This is a genomic window from Plesiocystis pacifica SIR-1, assembly GCF_000170895.1.
Classification (GTDB): Bacteria; Myxococcota_A; Polyangia; order Nannocystales; family Nannocystaceae; genus Plesiocystis; species Plesiocystis pacifica.
Window position 1 is genome coordinate 95436 of record NZ_ABCS01000017.1, and the last position, 18252, is coordinate 113687.

Consider the following 18252-nt stretch of genomic DNA (forward strand, 5'->3'; position numbering starts at 1 on the left):
CCCGACCATGCCAGACCCCGGCGAGGCCGTCTGCGCCTGCGAAGAGCGCCTGCGCGCTGTGCCCGGCCGGCGTTGTCGCGTACAGTCGCGCCGTGCTCGAGCTGACCGACCTGCGCAAGCGCTACGGCGAGCGCGAGGCCCTGGGCGGCGTGACCCTGCGCCTTCGCCCGGGCGAGGTGTTTGGCCTGCTCGGGCCCAACGGCGCCGGGAAGAGCACGCTGTGCGGGCTCGTCGTGGGCTCCCTCACTCCCGACGGCGGCTCGGTCCGCGTCGCAGCGGGCGACCCCCGCGAGCCCGCCGTGCGCCGCCGCGTCGGCTTCGCGCCCCAGCCCCTCGCGCTCTACGCCCAGCTCAGCGGCGCCGAGAACCTCGCGTTCTTCGCGGGGCTCTACGGCCTGCACGGCGCCCGCCGGAGCGAGCGGATCGCCGCGGTGCTCGACTTCGTCGGCCTGCGCGGGCGCGCCGACGACCGCGTCGGGACCTACTCGGGGGGCATGGCGCGGCGCTTGAACCTCGCCGTCGCCCTGCTCCACGAGCCCGAGCTCCTGCTCCTCGACGAGCCCACCGTCGGCGTCGATCCCCAGTCCCGGGACCACCTCCTCGCCAACATCGAGTCCCTGCGCGACGCCGGGGTCACCGTGCTCTACACGACCCACTACATGGAGGAGGCCCAGCGCCTGTGCGACCGCGTGGGCATCCTCGACCGCGGGCGACTGCTCGCCGTCGACGCGACCGCCGAGCTGCTCGCCGCCCACGCCGGCGCGGCCAGGCTCCGGGTGCGCTTCGCCGACGGCCACGCCCACACCCACGCCCTCGACGGTGAGGCCCCCCTCGACGCCCTGCGGACCCTCGCGGCCGCGCTCGAGCCCGAGCACGGGGCCGTCGAGCGCTTCGCCGTCGATCAACCCAGCCTCGAGGACGTGTTCCTCGAGCTCACCGGCCGGAGCCTGCGCGACACGTGAGCCCGGCCGAGCACAGCGCCGCCCCGCCCCGCGCGGGCTGGACCGCCGCGTGGGCCCTCGCGCGCAAGGACCTGCAGCTCCTGCTCCGGGACCGCGCCGGCGTGTTCCTGACCTTCTTTTGGCCGCTGATCCTCGCGACCTTCTTTGGCGCCCTCGGTCCGGGCTTCGGCGCGCTGACGACCGGCGACGAAGGCGAAGCCGGGGCCGAGTCGAGCGCCATGGTCGTGCTCGCCGTCGACGAGGCCGACAGCCCCGACTCCCGCGCCCTGCTCGAGGCCCTCGACGCGACGCCGCGGGTGCGCCTCGAGGCCGCGCAGCGCGAGGACGCCCAGGCCCGCGTGCGCAGCGGGGGCGCCCCCGCGATGGTCGTGCTCGAGCCGGACTTCGCCCTCGCGGCCGACACCCCCGAGGTCCGCGTGCGCGTCGACCCGCGGCGGCGCAGCGAGGCCGAAGTCCTCGGCCAGGCCCTCGAGCTCGCCCTGCACCGCGCGCGCGCGGGTGAGCCCGGCGCCTCGACCCTCACCGTCCACCTCGACTGGCTTGGAGGCGGACCGGGAGACCAGTCCAACGACGCGGCGCTGACCAAGCCCCCGAGCCCCTTCGCCGTCACCTTCCCCCAGGGCATCATCTGGGCCGTGCTCGCGTGCGCGGCCACCTTCGCCACCAGCTTGGTCCAAGAGCGCAATCAAGGCACCTTGCTGCGCCTCGCCGTGGCCCCCCTGCCCCGCTGGCAGCTGCTCGTCGGCAAGGCCCTCGCCTGCCTCGTGGCCATCCTCGCCGTCGCCGCCGTGCTGCTCGCCGTCGCCACCCTCGGCTTCGGCGTGCGCCCGCACAGCTGGCCGCTGCTGCTGCTCGCCGTGCTGTCCACGGGCCTGGGCTTCGTCGGCGTGATGACGGCCCTCGCCGCCCTCGGCCGCCGCTCGGCCTCCGCCGCGGGCATGAGCTGGGCCATCCTCATGGCCATGGCCGTCGTCGGCGGCGGCATGGTGCCGCTGTTCATGCTCCCCGAGCTGCTCCAGCGCGCAGCGACCCTCAGCCCCGTGGCCTGGGCGCTGATGGCCATGGAGGGCGCCGTGTGGCGCGGCTTTGGGCTCGCCGAGCTGCTGCCCTGGTGCGCGGCCCTCGTGGGCCTGGGGCTCGCGGGTCTGGCCGTGGGCAGCCGGGCCGTCCGCGACCTGTAGATCTCCGCGCGTCAGGCACGAAAAAGCCGGCGCCGCCATGGAGACGGTCGCCGGCCATTCGGAGCGGTGGTAGAGGTGGAACTCAGCCAACCGCGAGGCTGGCGGTGAACTTGGCACCCATCTCGGCGATCTTGGCCGGGAGCTCGGTGACGGTGGCCTTGGCCTCGTCGATGGTGGTCGAGATGTCGGCCTCGAGCTGGGTGATCTCCTGGAGCTGCGCCTCGAGGGAGGCCTTCTCCTCGCCCTTGGCGAACTTGACCTTGGCGGTCAGCTTGGTGGTCAGCTTGGTCGCCAGGGTGGTCGCGCGCGCGCCGTGGCCGACGATGTTCGCGGTCGCGGTGGTGACCGTGTCGGGGGTGTTCTTGATGCCGGCGGCGACGTCGAGGGCCAGCTCGAGCATGGCCTGGAGCTCGGCCCGGGCGTCGGCGGTGATGTCGAGGTTGGTGTCGATCTCGATCTTGCCACCATCGAAGGAGGCGCTGACCATGCCCTTGAGGTCCGCGGTGGTGATCGCCAGGCGATCGGGCGCGGTCTCGATGTCAGCCATGAGCTTCTCGAGGTCGGTGATGGGCTTGAGGACCAGGTCGACCTCCGCCTGGATGTCGGTGGGGATGGCCTTGAGCTCCTCCATCGGGTCCTTGTCGCTCTCCTCCTCGCCGTCGGGGTTCTCGGTCCCGTCGCCCTTGTCCTTGCAGGCGGTCAAAGAGGTGCACATCACGGCCACGAGGCCCGCGGTCAGAACTAGCTTGGTGATCTTCATCGCTTGAAACTCCGTGCGGCACGGTGTCGCTGATTTGTGCCTAGCGGTCAAGGGCTAGTGAAAGAGATAGCGAATGCACGCAATTCTGACTCGACCCGATTGGGGACACCAGGTTCGAGTACATGGGCGATCAACCAACATAGTCCTGCACCGAGAGCGTTGACCTTGCGTCCTTACCCTACCGCAATCAACACTCCCAGGAGATGGCGACGCGATCCTTCGAGCTGAGCTGCGTCATCGCGGCGTCGCCGAGCAGCGTGGCTGCGCACCTGCGCGAACCCCAGAATCATCGCGGGCTGCAGCCGCTGATCACCGAGATCATCGAGCACGAGCGCTCCCACCCCCAGGATGGTCACGGCCGCGCTCACGCCCGCTTCGACGCCATCGAGCGCGTCCCCATCCTGGGCCTGCGCTACCCCAACCGCATCGCCATTCGTTGTGAAGCTGACACGAAGGCGGACGAACACGGCACGCTCGCCGTCCGCTTCGAGGCTCGCAGCAAACCAATGTTGAGGCTCACCAGTCAGTTCACGCTGCTCCCGCGCCCCGGCCCTCGAGAGGGGTATCCGCACTGTCGGCTCGTCGAGCGCGTCGAGATCACCCTGCCCTGGCTGCTCGATCGCCTCCTGGGTCGCTTCTCCTTCGACACCGCGCGGGCCGCCCACGAGCGCCTGTTGAGCAACCTCCGAGCCCGCCTCGAGCCCCAGTAGAGCTCGCGGAGTCTCGGGTCGAGCCCAAGCCAAACCCAGGTCGACCCCAAGCGGAACCAAAATCGAACTCAGACAATCCACGCCTCTCGAAGGCACGAACGACGTTGGCCCACGACCCGAGCGGAGGAGCGGACAGCGACGAAGCGTCCCCGGTCCCGAGCCCCCGGTGGGGGCAAAACAGCACTCAGAGGGTCGGCCAAAACGAGTTTGGCCAACCCTCTGTCTACTTTAGCCGTCGTGGACGACGCCACGCCCTCCCCGCCCCACGTCCACGACTCAGGGACTGTGAAATTTTCACAGTCCCTGTCTACTTTAACCGTCGTGGACGACGCCACGCCCTCCCTGCCCCACGTCCACGACTCAGACCGCCGACGAAGCCAGCACGGTCTGCATGTCGCTGCGCAGGTCTCGGTCGGGCTCGATGGCCTCAGCCGCGCGCAGGGCAGGCTCGAGGCCGCCCAGGCCCTCGCCCCAGGTCGAGAGCACCCGCACCGCGCCGCGGCGGATCCGGGTGGCCGGCGAGCGCAGGGCCGCGGCGAGGAGCTCGGCGCCCTTGCCCGAGCGATCGACGAGGCCGTGCACGACGATCAGCAGGGTGTCGTGCACGTCGAACTCGGGGCCGAGGCCAGGCTCGTCCGCGGGGCCAGTGGCGATGGCGTCGAGGGGCAGGTGCGCCCGGGCCAGCTCGATGGCCACGTCGAGGCGCGCCGCGTCCTCGGTGTGCACGAGCGGGAACCACGACTGCGAGTGCAGCGGCTCGGCGACCACGCGCCGGTGGTGGTGGGGCCAGCTGTCGATGCCGAGGAGCTGGGCCGCGGCGTCGGCCTGGTGAAAGCGCAGCTCGTCCTCGCCGGCCAGCCCGGCCTCGACCTGCTCGCTCCACTCGGAGCGCGCGACGACCTGGCCCGCCATCTCGATCACCGCCGCGCGGCAGTCGAGGTCCCAGCCCAGGGCGCGCAAGGTCGCGTCGTCCTCGAGCTCGTCGCCCACGGGCGCGATGAACTCGCGCAGCTGCTCGGCGACGAGCAGGTGGATGAGGTCGAGGGGGCGGTGCCCGGGGCGGCGGGACAGGTGGCGCAGGTAGGCCTGGGCCACCTGCGGCGCCTCGCCGTAGTCCTCGATGTGCTCGGCCGGGCCCGCGCGCAGCAAGGCGGCGAGGATGCCCGCGGCCCCGTCGAGCAGCGCGTCGTCGACGATGTCGGCCGCGAGCGCCTGCTCGAGGCGACCGGCGCGGGCGCAGGTCAGCGCCAGGTAGTCGTCCATGACCGCGTTGCGGTAGCCCTCGCGGACCAGCCACGCGCGGATCGACTCGAAGGTCTGGGCGCCCAGCTCGCCGGGGTCCGGGTCGGCGCTCAGGCTCTCGGCCAGGCGCTCGACGGCGTGGATGCGGCCCCACGCCCGCGCGCCCTTGGCCAGGGCCCACAGCGAGACCTGGGGCCGCTCGAGGGTCGCGGCCAGGGCGACGGCGGCGAACAGGGTGAACTCCTCGTGGCGGCCGATGGTCAGCAAGACCTCGCGCTCGTCGCAGCCCACGAGCACGCCGAGCATGCCGATGCCCAGCTTGACCAGCTCGCGCTCGGGCGCCTCGCGGATCAGGAACATCGCCAGGCGATGGAAGCGATCGGGCTGCAGCTCGCCGCGCGCCACGACCTCCGCGAGCACGTCGTCGAGCACACCCAGGACCGGGCCGCGGGACAGCAGCCGAGCCAGGTGGCGCAGGTTGGGCACGCTCGAGTCGGCGAGCAGGTCGCGGACCGCCTTGGCGATCTGCTTGGCCCGCAGGCGCTCGTCGGCGACGCTCAGCTCCGAGCCGAACACCGCCCCGGCCGCGGCCGACTCCGCCTCGACGGCGCCGTCGGGCAGGGGCAGCTCACCGAGGAAGGCGGGCTCCTCGAGGGCGTTCACGGCCGCCTCGACGTGCGCGTAGATCGACGGACGCGCGCCCCAGGTCGTGGCTGCGTCGAGGGTCTCCAAGGTCCAGCTCTCGATCTCCGTAGATTGCATGGGGTTCAACCCGATGGGCCGCCTAGCCTGCTCGTTTTCCCGGACCAGGACAAGACCGCCCACCTGCTCAGCACCTCAACACACGCCGCGACAGGCGCGAGAGCACCGCGCGGAGCGACCTTGACAGCCTGTACAGTGGCGTGTCCCCGACCCCATCTCCAGAGCGGGAGACGGGACTCAGGGGCTGTGAATGAATTCACAGTCCCTGTCCATTATAGCCGTCGCGGACGACGCCACGCCCTCCCTGCCCCACGTCCGCGACTCAGGCCGCGGAAAGGGCCGCGATTACACGGCCATGGCCAGACACAGCTGGCCCAGATAGTAGGCTGGCAAACCCCAGGCTCGGTTGATGAAATTCGACTCGACGAAGCGCTCGCGGGCGACGGAGAGATCCGAGAGGTAAAAGGCCAGCGCGCCGATCAGCGCGATCGGTGGGGCCCCTCCGCGCCACGCCCCAACTGCGCAGGCGAGCATCATCGAGATGACCACGATGTACGCACGCACCGCTGCGCGCATGCCCCCGTCGACGTGGGACCGCAGCCAGCGATCGACGATCAGCGCGACGCCGAACAGCAGCGGGATCGCGGTCAGCGTGGCGTTGACGTCGAGGCCGCGGACGGCGAAGGCGACCACGTAGCCGACGTGGCCGAGCAAGAAGGCGACGAGCCCGGCGAGGAAGGGGGCGCGCGCCTTGCCGAGCAAGCACGCGTCGCCGACCCACGAGAGCGCGAGGCCGACGAAGATCCACTGGCCGAAGGCCGAGTCGAAGGCCCCGTTGACGATGGCCGTGGCCAAAAAGCCCGTCGACGCGCCGAGCTTGGTCGCCGCCAGGTAGGCCGGCGAGGCGGCCCGGCGCTCGCCGTAGAGGTGCGCGGCCAAGAAGATCAGGGTCGCGAAGAAGCACAGCTGCGTGCTCACGCCGGCGCTCCCCCGCGGCCGACCTCGGCGAGCAGCCCGTCGTGGACCGGGCACGCCCGCCCCCTCGCCCGCGCGCGCTCGACGAACCATCCGTTGCGCCACGTCCACTCCTTGACCGCGCCGCGGTAGCTGGCGATGGACAGGCTGTAGCTCGCCAGGCGCTCGACCAGCGCCTCGAGCTCGAGGGCCGCCTCGCCGACGAGGCCGAGCTCCGGGCCGCCGACGGCGAGCATCTCGGCCACCAGCGCGCGCAGGGCCTCGCCGTGCTCGCGGACGACCGTGCCGACGTCGCAGGCCCTGGCCTCGCACAGCAGGCCAAAGGCCGAGTTCCAGATCAACTTTTCGAGCTCGACGGCCGCGAACTTCGGCGCGTCGACGACGGCCGCGGGCACGCCCATGGCGAGCAGGTCCTCGACCACCGCCTCGGCCTTGGGGCCGCAAAAGGGGCTCTCGCCGCCGGGCTCGAGGGCGGCCCCGCGGGTCGGCACGGCGAAGAAGAGCAAGCCCCGGGTCGCCTCGCCGAGACCTCGCGCGTCCAAGTAGGGGCGCAGCATCCCGTTTTGCACGAACACCAGGTCCGGGTGGCGCGCCTTCGGGATGCGCTCGAGCACCGCCGGCAGGGCGTCGTTGCGGACCGCGAGCACGATGGGCTCCCCGGGCCGCCCAGGCGCCTCGGCGCCGACGAAGGCCCAGTTGGCGACGCGATCGACCAGGGTCACGCGCTCGGGATCGAGGGCCGCCAGGGCCGTGCCCACGCGCCCCGCTCCGACCACGATCATCAGCCCGCCTCCCGCTGGCTGCGGGCGGCCTCGACCGCCTCGACCTGCGCCCGGATGCACGCGTTGACCTTCTCGGCCCGCTCCTCGTGCACCCAGTGCGCGCCGTCGTCGATGCGCACGACCTCGAAGTCGTCGACCCAGCCGCGGTAGTGGGCCTCGTCGGCGAACCACTGCCCGAGCGCGTGGTCTTGCGTGCCCCAGATGAGCTTGGTCGGCACGTGGATGGGGCGCAGGCGCCGGGGCAGCCGCCGGGCCAGGGCGCGGTAGTAGTTGAGGCCTGGCAGGCCGCGCTCGCGGATCTGGCGGATCCGGGGCTCGAGGCGCTCGGCCGTGAACACCTGCTCGTGGACCGCGGTCTCGCGCATCTGCTTGCGGATCAGCTGGTCGGGATCACGGCTGACGTAGAGCTCCGGCACCACGGGCAACTGAAACAGGAACATGTACCAGCTGTTGAGCAGCTGCTTGGGCCGGTACATCTCCTTGAACAGGATCTGGTAGGGCGGGCAGTTGATGGTCGTCAGCGAGCGCAGCCGGCCGCCGTGGCGCTGCGCGACCTCCCAGGCGATCACCGCCCCCCAATCGTGACCGACGAGGTGCACCCGCTCCTCCCCGAGGGCGTCGATGAGCTCGACCACGTCGCGCACGAGCAGGTCGAGGTCGTAGTCCCGCACGCGCTTGGGCGCGTCCGTCCCGCCGTAGCCGCGCAGGTCGGGGGCGACGACCCGGTAGCGCTCCGAGAGCCCCTCGAGCTGCTCCCGGAAGGAGACCGAGAGATCGGGGAAGCCGTGCAGACACAAGATCGTCGGCGCGCTCGCCTTGCTCCGCCCCTTTGCCGTCGGACCGCGCTCGTACCAGCGCACCCGCAACCCCGAAAACAGGCAGCCGACGAAGGTTTCGGTCCCGGGGGGGTGGTAGGCGAGATCGTCCATGCTGCGTGGGTAACACATTGTTCGGCGCCCGGGGAAAGAGGCCCAAAGAGCCCCCGATGGCGCGCCGCAGCCCGCCTTGTGGACGACTTGAACGCGGATATCATCAGCGCATGTTCGCTGCTTTCGGTCGACCCTCGGCCCTCGCCCTCGCGGCGCTGACCTGCCTCTTGGCCGCCTGCTCGAGCCCCCCGAGCCAGGCCGACGGCGCGACGAAAGCCGACGACAAAGACGGGCAGGCCCCGCCCGCGCCGACGGGCCCCGAGTACGTGCACGCCGAGGCCGGCGAGGTCGTCGCGCTCGTCCGCGCCGCCCGGACCCAGGCCCTCGCCGACGATCGCCAGCTCGTGGTCTACGTCGGCGCGAGCTGGTGCGAGCCCTGCCAGTACTTCCACGCCGCCGTCGACGACGGCCGCCTCGACGCCGTGTTCCCCAAGCTGCGCCTGCTCGAGTTCGACCTCGACCAGGACCGCGAGCGCCTCGTCGCCGCCGGCTACCGCTCGAAGATGATCCCGCTGTTCGTCGTGCCCGACGCCGAGGGCAAGCCCAGCCCCCACCGCCTCGAGGGCAGCGTCAAGGGCGAGGCGGCCATCGAGAACCTGCGCGGCCGCCTCGAGCCCGTGCTCCAGGCGGCCGCGGCCGACGGCCTCTTTTAGAGCGCTCGCGTTCGCGCCCAGCGTGGCGGCGAGAGCGGGCGCGAGCGGGCGGGCTTCATCGGCGCGAGCAGCTGCAGCGGCAAGATCCCGTTGCCCTCCTCCGCGTCGCGCGTGAACGCAAACGAGCGGTTGACCAAGTAGCGGTTGGGCGTCGCGTCGAGCCCCGGGTAGAAGGCCACCTCGAACTCCCCAGCCTCGGACGAGAGCACGAACACGTCCCGGGCGACAGGCGTCATCGCGGGCGCGAGCTCGACCTCGAGCTGGGCGAGCAGCGGCACCTCGATCTCGAGCTCGGAGCCGCTCCACGCGATCGAGGCCTCGCCCAGCTCCACGCTGCCGAAGGCGCCAGCGTAGACCGAGAGATCCTCGGCCGGGGGGTCGTAGGGGGTCGTCGGCTCGCTGGGCTCGGGCAGATTCGCCTCCGCGGCCTCCTCGAGGGCGACCGCGGCCACGAGGCTCATGTCGTCCCCCGAGCCGTTCGAGAGCACGGAGACCACCACCCCCTGATCCGGGAGCATCACGAAGGTCGAGGTCATGTCGAGGGTGTTGCCGCCGTGCTGGACCACCCGCACGTCGCGGTAGCCCTGCGGCCCGTTGAAGCCCCGCGCCGCCATCACGCCGTAGCCGTAGCCGAGCGTTTCGGGATCGATCCCCGGCCCGAGCGCGGCCTGGCCGACCTGCATCTGCTCGCGCAGTTCGTCGGACAGCACGGCCTCGTCGCCCTCGATCAAGAACCCGCCGAGCTTGGCCATGTCCGTCGCGGTCGACCACACCAAGCCCGCCGGACGCGTGAAGGCGTTGTCGGCGTGGTCCTCGGGGCTGGTCCAGTCCGCCGGGCCCTCTTCGATCGCGAGCTGGGCGAGCAGCGAGAAGGTGTCGAGCTCGGAGCTGAGGATCGGGCCAAAGCCGCTGGCGATGTCGACCTCGCTGGCGAGCATGTCGTCGCGGCGGGCGTAGGTGTGGTCCATGTCCAGGGGCGCCGCGACGTCGTCGATCACGACGTCGGCCCAGGGACGCTCGGCGAGCGCTTCGGTCAAGACGCCCGCGAGCGTGTAGTTTGGGTTGCTGTAGCTCCACGCGACGCCGGGCGGCACCATCGCGTACTCGTTGGCCGCGAACTCGGCGTAGGTCCGCGCCTGCAGCTCGGCGTCGTCGGGGGCGTCGTCGAAGGGCGTGTAGTCGAACAGGCCCGAGCGATGGGACAAGAGCCGGTCGACGGTCAGGGTGTCGAACACCCCCGGGGAGGCCTCGAGCTCGAGCCCGGGCAAGAACTCGGCGAGGGTCGAGTCGAGCTCGAGGGCGCCCGCGTCGACCTCGCGCAGCAGCGCGATCGCGGTCATCTTCTTGGTGTCCGAGCCGATCTGAAACAGGGTGTCCGGCGTGACCAGCTCATCGGCTTCGTTCTTGGTGCCAAAGCCCTCGGCGTAGATCACCGCGCCGTCGCGCCAGATCGCGACGCTGCACCCGGTCGCGTAGCCGGTGCCGAGCGTGAGCTCGACGGCGTCCTCGATGCGGGCGATGGCCTCGGCGTCGAGCGGGTCTCCCTGGCCGCCGGTCGTGGAGTCGGAGCCCGAGCCCGTGTCGGAGCCCGTGTCCGTGTCGGAGTCCGTGTCCGTGTCCTCCGTGGACGTGTCACCGGCGGCCTCGTCGTCGGAGGGGGAGTCGTCGCCGCTGCATGCACTCGAGGCCAGGGCCAGGCCGAGGCAGGAGAACAGGAGCAAGCGGGCCGAGCTCGGCGAGGAGGGGTCGCTACCGTGGAGCGTCATCGAGACATGGAACCCTGACGCCCCCGCGGGGTGTCACCAGACGCGATCTTTTTTTCAGCGCCGCGTGCCCCAATTCACACGGCACCAGGCGCCTGACACCTGGGGAAGCGGCCCGCGCCTAGCCCTCGACGGCGAGCCAGCGGAAGTCCATGTAGCCCGAGGTCCCGGCCTCCGAGTAGTAGTCGTCGATCTGCACGGCGAACAGCGCCCCCTCGGTCGAGCGGACCACGTAGACCTGGAGCTTCGGGCTCAGGACGTGGGTCATGAAGTCGTAGTCGTACCACCCGCCGAAGGCGTACTCGGGGTCGTCGTTGTCGTCCTCCTCCACCTCGGGCTCGTCGGTGATGAACGCCGCGTCGGGCTCCAGGGCGGCGTAGTCCTCGAGCTCGATGCCCTCGACGATGGCGGCCTCGACCCCTCCGCTTCCGCTCACGCCTCCGTTGAGGGCGACGTTGAAGCGCAGGAAGGCCACGTCCCACGGCCCGTCCTCGTCGACCGTCTCGACGGCGTCGAGGTCGAGGTAGATCCACGCGCTCTCGTCGGTGGCGTCGACGACGGTCCGCGTGTAGGGGGGCTCTTGGGTGTGGGTGACGGGATCCTCGGCCCCGCCCTCGTCGGCGCCCTCGTCCTCGCCTTCGGTCCCCTCCCCCGTTCCAGCTTCGTCGTCGAAGCCGATGTCCTCGGCGCAGGCGGTCGAGGCCAGGGTCAGGCAGGTTGCGAGGAGGGTTGCAAGGAGGGTTGCGAGTCGATGGTCTCGGAGATTCATGGTGGGCTCCCGTCAGTAGCGGACATTGATGCCCGCGTAGAAGCTGCGCGGGGCGATGCGGTTGACGACGGCGTCGCCAGCGTCGAGCAGGTTCTCGGCGCCGACGAAGGCCGTCACGTAGCGAAGGAAACGTTGGCTGACGCGCACGTCGATGGTTGCGAAGGGGTCGGCGAACTCGGCCGAGTCCTCCGTGACCGAGAAGGCCCGCTCACCCTGGATCCGGCCGCGCACGGACGCGCGCGTCCCCCAGCGCCCGTGGAAGAAGCGGAACCCGAAGGTGGTCTGGTGCGCGGGCCGATTGGGGAGGGGCTGGTCGCTGCCGTGCTGGCGCGCGTGCAGGAACTGGTAGCTGCCCTCGACCCCGAAGTACTTGGCGAAGCGCACGTCCGCCGTGCCCTCGACCCCGCGCAGCGTCGCCGTGCCGACGTTGACGTAGCTGAACACCTGGAGCTGGTTGGCGCCCCCCTCGGCAACGAGGTCCACGGTCATCAGGTCGCGCAGCTGGTTGTCGAACACCGAGGCGGTGAAGGTCAGGTTCTTGGTCGGCAGGTAGCTGACCCCGACGTTGAGGGTCCAGGCCTGCTCCGGGCGCAGCGAGGGGTTGCCCTGGACGCGGTAGCCGACGCCCGCGTTGGCGAACGCCAGGTAGAGCTCGCGGAAGCTCGGCGCCCGGTAGCCGCGGCCGTAGGACACGCGGAAGCTCAGCTCGTCCAGGGGCGCGACGAGCAGGGCCAGGCGGCCCGTGGGGTAAACGCCGAACTGCGAGTCGAAGTCCAGGCGCAAGGCCGGGAGCACGGTGATCCGCGGGGCCGTCGACGGGACCCACTCGTCCTGGACAAAGAGCGCGGCGCGGCTGCGCTGGGCTCGATCGTTGTCGGGCCCGGAGCCGCCCAGCTCGACCTCGAGGCGATCGGTGCGCAGCCACTCGAACTGCAGGTCGACCCCCGTGGTCAGCACGTGCTTGCCGACGAGCTGGTCGTACTGCGCCCCGACCTGGAGCACCTGGTCCCAGGTCGGCTGGTACTGGTCGAGGGCGTCGTCGCCCCGCTGATCCTGGCGGAACTGGTCGCGGAAGATGTTGGTGTGCAGGGTCGTCTGCAGCTGGCTGTCGCCGTCGATCCAGGTCGTGGCCAGGGTCGCGTCGGTGGTCTCGGTCAAGTTGCGGCGGTCGAGGATCGCCCCGCCGTTGGTGACGTCGACGCCCTCGGAATTGCGCCGCAGGTAGCTGCCGGTCAGGTCGATGCGCAGCGCCGACAAGGGCTGGACGTGGACCCCGGCGCCGACGTTCCAGGCCTGGAAGCCGTCGCCGGTAGTCGCCTCGTCCTCGGGCGACGCGTCCCAGCCCTCGCTGCGGTGCAGCCCGCCGGTGAGCGAGGCCTGCCAGCGGCGCATGCCGCCGGCGACTCGGCCCGTGGCGTCGATGGTGTTGCGCGAGCCGTAGGCCCCGTGGGCCTCGGCCTGGACGCCCTCGTCGGGCTTGCGCGTGATGATGTTGATGACGCCGCCGACGGCGTCCGAGCCCTGCAGCACCGAGCCCGCGCCCTGGACGATCTCGATGCGCTCGATGTTCTCGACGGTCAGCCGGCTCAGGTCGACCGCGCCCCCGATGCGCCCGGTGACGCGCTGGCCGTCGATGGTGATCAGCACCTGCTCGGGGTTGAAGCCGCGCAGCGTCGCCCCGACCCCGCCGATGCCCGGGGAGGTCTGGACGCCGGCGCCCTGCTGCTCGAGGACCTCGTCGAGGGTCTCGGCGCCGGAGTTGACGATGTCCTCGCGCGAGACCACCGTCGTCGCCACCGGCGTGGTCGCGGCGTCCCGGCTGGTCCGCGTGCCCGTCGAGACCTCGATCTCCCGGACCTCGGGATCGACCTCGTCGCGGGCCTCCTGGCGGCCTCGAGCTCGCCGGCTCCGTCGACCCTCGGCGCCCGCTTCCCCGTCGACCTCGCCCGTCTCCGACGCGGATGACGCGGCCCCAGGATCCTCCCCATCGGTCGCTTCGGGGGGCGCCGCCAGACTGGCGGTGAGCGCGAGGCAGAGCATTTCCTGAATCATACAATATTGAAAATTACATTCAATATCATGATGACTCACACGACATCTTGGTCATTAAATGTCTCATGGTGAGATTTAAGCTCGGTCTGAGTTTGCGATCACAGAAAGCAAAATTGAAAATCAGTTTCATGAAAATCATTTTCGCGCACCTCGCACCGCTCTCGCTCCTCGGCCTCGCGCTGGCCTGCACCGACCCCGCCAGCGACGACGGCGAGACCACCGTCGCCGACACCGGCGACATGGACGGCGAGTCGGACGCGACCACCGAGGACGGCGAGACCGAGACCAGCACCGAAGCGGGCGAGACCACCGAGACCGAGACCACCGGCGAGACCGGCGGGGAAGCCTGCGGCGAGTTGCCCTGCGAGGACGCGTTGATCCTCGACCTGTCTCTGCAAGAGTCCGTCGCCGAGGGCGAGGTCAACTCCACCCAGGACGGCGAAGACTGGGTCTCGGTCGTCGACGCGACCGCCGGAGGCTCGATGGCGGCCGCGAGCAACCCCTGGATCTACCTGCGTATGACCCCCGAGGGCCTCGAGAAGGTCGCCATCGACGACTACGCCGCGATGGAGTCGACGGCGTGGCACTTCGCGGCCAAGCGCTACGGCATCCGGGTCAACAGCGGGACCTCGGGCCCCGGCTGCGTGCACGTGGCCGCGGTCGACGCGAGCTACGCGGACCTCAGCGCTGCGCCCGACTCGGCCGAGTACGCCGCCGAGGACTTTTACGACGACAGCTGCACCCTCGTCGAAGACGGCGTCGGCCTTGGCGACCCCAACTACCTGCTCGCCGACTGGTGGGGCTACGCGGGCTGCGTGACGACCACGGGCCAGGTCTTCCTCGTCGAGCTCGACGACGGCTCCGTCGCCAAGCTGACCGTCGAGGCCTACTACGGCGAGGGCCAGGAGGGCTGCAACACCATGGGCACCATGGGCAGCGAGTCGGCGATGCTGACCTGGCGCTGGCGGCTGCTGTGATCCGCGGGCCCAGGCGCGTCGAGGCGCGGCTCAGCGTTACGGCCGCGCTCATCGTCGTGGCGCCGCTGCGCGTCCACGCCTCCCCGCGCTGCGCGACCCCGGCGGCTCGCGCCCAGACCCACGACGGCTTGCCGCCGCGCCCGACCGAGGGCGGGCTGTGGTCCTACGCCGCGGACGACGAGGTCGACTTCCACGAGGATCCCTCGGGCCTCGTGCGGGTCCACTACGCGGCCGCCGGCCCCAGCCAGACCCTGCTCGAAGACGCCGACCAAAGCGGCGTCCCGGACTACGTCGAGGCCGTCGCCGAGGTCGCCGTGGAGGGCCTCGGCCTCTACGCCGACCAGGGCTTTCGCCCCCCCGTGACCGAGGCAGCGCTCGGGCTCGGAGCGCTCGGCGGGAGCGAGGCCCTCGACATCTACCTCGTCGACTTCCAAGGCAGCTCCGACGGGGTGTTCTCGACGGACGCCTGCACCAGCGCCCCCCGGCACTGCACGGGCTGGATCGGGCTCGAGAACGACTTCGCCGGCTACAGCTACCCCAGCCTCCAGTACGCCCTCGACACCGTCGTCATCCACGAACTCTTCCACGCCGTGCAGTCGGCCTACGACGGCGATCAGCCCGTGTGGTTCAGCGAGGGCACGGCGACCTGGGCCCAGACCCTGGTCATCCCAGCCTCGGGCGACTTCCTGGCCAAGTGCGACGCCTACCTCGCGCTCTCGGATCGGCCCATCGACAAGCCGCCGACCGGCCCGGTCCAGAGCTTCGCCTACGGCACCGCCTTGTTCTGGGTCTTCCTCGATACGCGCCACGGCGCGCCCATGAACCTCGGGCTGCAGCTCGCGACGGAGAGCGAGGACGGCGACGACGTCGACATCATCGCCGGGCTCGCGGACTTGCTGCTCGAGCTCGGCGACGACCTGCCGAGCGCGTGGTCGGAGTTCGCCCGCCTCAACCTCGCCACCGGGCCCCGCGCGGGCGCCTGGCCCAGCCACTCCTTCGCCGCCCAGCTCGACGGCGTGCCCGAGGAAGGCGCGGGGCCGGCCATCGAGGACGACGCCCGCTTTTCTCCGCTCGCGGCCAACTACTACCGCCTCGAGCACGCCGGCGGGCCCCTGGCCGTGGGCACGGACACCGGCCACCCGGCCCTCGCGCTCTCGGTCTTCCCCGTCGCCGACGGGGCCCTCGACGGGCCCCTGGAGCAGCCCCTCGCCAGCTGGTGGGCCGAGGCCCCAGCGGTCGTCGCGCTCGGCGACGCGCCAGCGGGAGGCTACTGGCTCGTCGGCAGCCTGTCCGAGCAAGCCGCGGCCTCGGCCAAGACCCGGCTGTGCTTCGGCGACCCGACCTTCGTCGCGGCCTGCCTCGACACGGAGGAGCCTGGAGACGAGGGCGGCTCCGAGACGGGCGCGGGCGATGAGACCGACGAGACCGACGAGACCGACGAGACCGAAGGTGACGAGGACCTCGGCCTCGACGACGACGGGGCCGGCTGCGGGTGCCGCTCGGACCCGGAGCCCCGCGGAGCCGGCTGGCCCGCCCTGCTCTTGGTCGCCAGCCTCGCCTTCCGGCGCCGCCGCTGACGGCCAGAGCCAACATAAAAGACCCCACCTCGATCGTGCTCGAGGTGGGGTCAGGCGTTGGGGTTCAGGCCGGACGAGCCCAGCTGGTCCCTCCAGCGACACACCATCGGACTGACCAACCGACGGTGGCGCAAACCAGCTGGGCTCGCGGCCCGAAGTGAAGGAAGTCAGACCTCGATGAGCGCCACCATGGCTTGGGTCGCGTCGGCGAAGTGGGCCGAGTAGAGCAGCAACCGCCCGTTGAAGGCGAAGGCGCGCAGGTGCTTGGCCGGCAGCGGGATGGCGTCGAGGACCGTGGACCAGCTGTCGGCCTCGGGGTCGTAGCGCTGGATCGCGAGGTTGGGCTCGAGGCCTTTTGCGCCCATCTTCGAGCCGCCCACGAGGTAGAGGGCGTCGTCGATGGCCACCAGCTGGGCCGAGAGCACCGGCGCGCCGGGGCACGCGATGGTCGACCAGGTCTTGGTCTCGAAGGTGAAGGCCTCGCAGGTGGTCACGGGCTCGAAGCCGCCCTGCATCCCGCCGAACATGAAGTAGCGGCCGTCGTGGGCGGCGCCAGCGAAGGCCCGGCGCGGGCCCGTGAGCTCGACGCCGCTGAGCTCGAAGGCCGAGCCCGCGTTCTCGGCCACGAGCACGTCGAGGCGGTGGTCGAAGGCCGCCTCGCCCGCGCGGGCGGGGTCGTAGTCGAGGCCGCCGAACATCCACAGCTGCTCGCCGTGGACGGCGAGGCCGAACTGGCTGCGCGTCCCGACCAGACCCACCGAGCTCAGGGTCCAGGCGCCCGCCTCGAGGTCGTAGTGGTAGACCTCGCCGTGGGTCCGCGCGGACTCTCCCCATTGAGGGTGGCCGAAGCCGCCGACGGCGACGATCGTGCCGTCGACCACGGCCGCGCCCATGGTCTGGCGATGGACGGGGAGGTCCGCGAGTTCGGACCAGGTCATCGAGGGCAGGTGCAGGCGGTGACCCTCGGCCAGGAAGTCCTCGGGCCCAAAGTCGTGCTGGCCGACGCTGCGGTTGCCGCCGAACAGGTAGAGGGCGTCGTCGTGGAGCACCATGCCCATGCGGTTCTTCGCCGCCCCGGGGCTGTCGAGGCGCCACAGCCCGCGGACCTGGGCCTCGCTCGAGCCTGCGAGCGAGACCTGCTCGACCTGGCGGGTCCGAGCGTCGCGGCTCATGCCGTGGATGCCCCCGAGGGCGAGGAGCCCGCTGGGGCTCTCGACCAGCTGGTGGAAAAAGCGCGGGAAGGCCAGGGTCCCCGCGGCCTTCCAGGCGTCCGCGCCCGGCTCGAGCCGGTAGACCACGCCGTCGTTGCCCGAGGCGACGAGCGCCTCGCCGACCCCCTCGGCCGCGAGGCCAAAGGGCTCGCCGGGGAAGTCCGGCCCCTTGGACCAGGTCTTCGTGGCGGGGTCGTAGATGTCGACGGAGGTGCTGATCTTGCCCGCGTCGGTCATCCCACCCACGGCGTAGAGCTTGCCGCCCGCCGCCGCGACGCCGAGGGCACGGCGCGCGAAGGGCATGTCGAAGGCCTGCCAGCTCGGCTCGGCCGCGCTCAGGTCGAGGGCGAGGGCCTGGGTCTGGAAGGTGCCCGAGCGGGGGCCCCCGGACAGGGTCCAGCCGCCCGCGACGTAGACCACCGAGCCGATCGCCGCGACCTCGTGGGACGAGCGGGGCTCGGGCAGCGCCGGGCCCTCGGTCCAGGTGTTCGTGGCGGGATCGTAGATCCCCACCTCGGCGATGGAGCGCATGTCCGCGTCCTCGCCGGGGGCGTTGAGGATGCGCATGCCGCCGACCCGCACGATGCGGCCGTCGACGCTGGCGAGGGCCACCGACTGCAGCGGCTCGATCTCGCCGAGGCTCTCCCAGCGCTGCCCGCCCGCGCTCGCGCGGAGCAGCGCGCCGGTCTGCCCGGTCTCGTCGTACTGGTGCGGCGTGCCGAAGTAGCCGCCGAGGATGTAGGTGTCGCCGCCGAGGCTGGTCGCGCCGAAGCTGGTCACGCCCAGGGGCAGCAGGGGCGGCCCGACCTCGGTGTCGACGGCCAGGCTCGGGCCCTGCTCGGAGGTGTCCGCGGCGGTGTCCGCCGACGCCTCGTCCGCGCTCGGGGCCACGTCGGGGCTGACGGTTTGGCCGCCGTTGCAGCCGAGGCTCAGGCACAGCGCCGCGAGCACCGTGGCGCCCCCGGCCCATGCGAGCCCGTGGTGAATGGAGCGGTGCATCATCCCTG

General features: G+C 71.4%; 15 protein-coding genes. 6 read left to right on the plus strand and 9 right to left on the minus strand.

Annotated features, from left to right (window positions below):
- Positions 1–92 precede the first annotated feature (92 nt).
- Both PPSIR1_RS11275 and PPSIR1_RS11280 read left to right on the plus strand, forming a co-directional pair.
- Positions 93–962 (plus strand): ABC transporter ATP-binding protein, encoded by an 870-nt coding sequence (locus PPSIR1_RS11275; protein WP_006971177.1) that lies wholly within the window; start codon positions 93–95, stop codon positions 960–962.
- Positions 959–2143 carry an ABC transporter permease gene (locus tag PPSIR1_RS11280; RefSeq protein WP_006971178.1) on the plus strand — a complete coding sequence of 395 codons (1185 nt, stop codon included), beginning with the start codon at positions 959–961 and terminating at the stop codon, positions 2141–2143. Before PPSIR1_RS11275 ends, PPSIR1_RS11280 begins: the two co-directional genes overlap by 4 nt.
- An 82-nt stretch (positions 2144–2225) precedes the next feature.
- Here the strand turns inward: PPSIR1_RS11280 and PPSIR1_RS11285 are convergent, their stop codons facing one another.
- Positions 2226–2903, minus strand: a complete 678-nt coding sequence (locus PPSIR1_RS11285) for a hypothetical protein (RefSeq protein ID WP_006971179.1) — start codon at positions 2901–2903, stop codon at positions 2226–2228.
- A gap of 203 nt (positions 2904–3106) precedes the next feature.
- Between PPSIR1_RS11285 and PPSIR1_RS42430 the strand changes: the two genes are divergently transcribed.
- Entirely contained in the window at positions 3107–3613 is a 507-nt protein-coding gene (locus tag PPSIR1_RS42430; protein WP_006971180.1) for an SRPBCC family protein, read from the plus strand.
- Positions 3614–3973: 360 nt separating this feature from the next.
- Here the strand turns inward: PPSIR1_RS42430 and PPSIR1_RS11295 are convergent, their stop codons facing one another.
- From PPSIR1_RS11295 to PPSIR1_RS11310, 4 genes are all read right to left on the minus strand, one after another.
- On the minus strand, positions 3974–5617 hold the full coding sequence (locus tag PPSIR1_RS11295; RefSeq protein ID WP_006971181.1) for a hypothetical protein: 1644 nt from the start codon (positions 5615–5617) through the stop codon (positions 3974–3976).
- A gap of 285 nt (positions 5618–5902) precedes the next feature.
- The gene (locus tag PPSIR1_RS11300) at positions 5903–6535 is read right to left on the minus strand and encodes a lysoplasmalogenase (protein ID WP_006971182.1); all 633 of its coding nucleotides are present in this window, start codon (positions 6533–6535) and stop codon (positions 5903–5905) included.
- Entirely contained in the window at positions 6532–7314 is a 783-nt protein-coding gene (locus PPSIR1_RS11305) for a ketopantoate reductase family protein (RefSeq protein WP_006971183.1), read from the minus strand. Before PPSIR1_RS11305 ends, PPSIR1_RS11300 begins: the two co-directional genes overlap by 4 nt.
- A complete protein-coding gene (locus tag PPSIR1_RS11310; protein ID WP_006971184.1) occupies positions 7314–8243 on the minus strand; it encodes an alpha/beta fold hydrolase in 930 nt (309 codons plus the stop codon). The genes PPSIR1_RS11305 and PPSIR1_RS11310 overlap by 1 nt, the downstream gene beginning before the upstream one ends.
- 110 nt (positions 8244–8353) lie before the next feature.
- Between PPSIR1_RS11310 and PPSIR1_RS11315 the strand changes: the two genes are divergently transcribed.
- Positions 8354–8896, plus strand: coding sequence for a thioredoxin family protein (locus PPSIR1_RS11315; RefSeq protein WP_006971185.1), 543 nt, complete (start codon positions 8354–8356; stop codon positions 8894–8896).
- Here PPSIR1_RS11315 and PPSIR1_RS11320 read toward each other — a convergent pair.
- The 3 genes from PPSIR1_RS11320 to PPSIR1_RS11330 form a co-directional block, all read right to left on the minus strand.
- A complete protein-coding gene (locus tag PPSIR1_RS11320) occupies positions 8893–10662 on the minus strand; it encodes a serine hydrolase domain-containing protein (protein WP_006971186.1) in 1770 nt (589 codons plus the stop codon). The genes PPSIR1_RS11315 and PPSIR1_RS11320 overlap by 4 nt on opposite strands.
- A gap of 118 nt (positions 10663–10780) precedes the next feature.
- Entirely contained in the window at positions 10781–11428 is a 648-nt protein-coding gene (locus PPSIR1_RS11325; protein ID WP_006971187.1) for an HmuY family protein, read from the minus strand.
- Between the two features lie 12 nt (positions 11429–11440).
- A complete protein-coding gene (locus PPSIR1_RS11330; protein ID WP_006971188.1) occupies positions 11441–13468 on the minus strand; it encodes a TonB-dependent receptor plug domain-containing protein in 2028 nt (675 codons plus the stop codon).
- Between the two features lie 140 nt (positions 13469–13608).
- Here PPSIR1_RS11330 and PPSIR1_RS11335 point away from each other — a divergent pair, with 140 nt between their 5' ends.
- A complete protein-coding gene (locus PPSIR1_RS11335; protein ID WP_006971189.1) occupies positions 13609–14457 on the plus strand; it encodes an HmuY family protein in 849 nt (282 codons plus the stop codon).
- Positions 14458–14513: 56 nt separating this feature from the next.
- Complete coding sequence (locus PPSIR1_RS42435; protein ID WP_157595437.1) at positions 14514–16034, plus strand: MXAN_6640 family putative metalloprotease; 1521 nt, start codon at positions 14514–14516, stop codon at positions 16032–16034.
- A gap of 167 nt (positions 16035–16201) precedes the next feature.
- Here PPSIR1_RS42435 and PPSIR1_RS42440 read toward each other — a convergent pair whose 3' ends face one another.
- Positions 16202–18247, minus strand: a complete 2046-nt coding sequence (locus PPSIR1_RS42440) for a Kelch repeat-containing protein (RefSeq protein WP_006971191.1) — start codon at positions 18245–18247, stop codon at positions 16202–16204.
- Between the last annotated feature and the right edge of the window lie 5 nt (positions 18248–18252).